This is a genomic window from Vogesella mureinivorans, assembly GCF_007644035.1.
GTDB classification, from domain to species: Bacteria; Pseudomonadota; Gammaproteobacteria; order Burkholderiales; family Chromobacteriaceae; genus Vogesella; species Vogesella mureinivorans.
The window spans coordinates 1-251 of sequence record NZ_VMTV02000383.1; the positions used below are offsets into that span (position 1 = coordinate 1).

Genomic DNA, 251 nt, shown 5'->3' on the forward strand with positions numbered 1-251 from the left:
CTGCTTCACGGTACGCAGCATCTTGTTTAACAAACTCTTCTGCACATGGCATAGATACCACACGTACACCTTCAAGTTGTGCATGTGCTTCCATCGCCAATGAAACTTCTGAACCTGTCGCAATGATGATTGCTTTTAATTCACCTTTTTCTTCAGCCAATACATAACCACCTTTTGCAACATTCTTGATGTTTATGGAATATGCACGAAATGCAGTACGTATGTCTGCTTTGATGAAGCAACGTGTGATT

The 251-nt window shown here is 41.0% G+C and carries 1 protein-coding gene; it reads right to left on the reverse strand.

Annotated features, from left to right (window positions below; all coding sequences use genetic code 11):
- Positions 1–251: transketolase-like TK C-terminal-containing protein (locus tag FLQ44_RS11115; RefSeq protein ID WP_439144922.1), on the reverse strand; the 251-nt coding region annotated here is incomplete at both ends.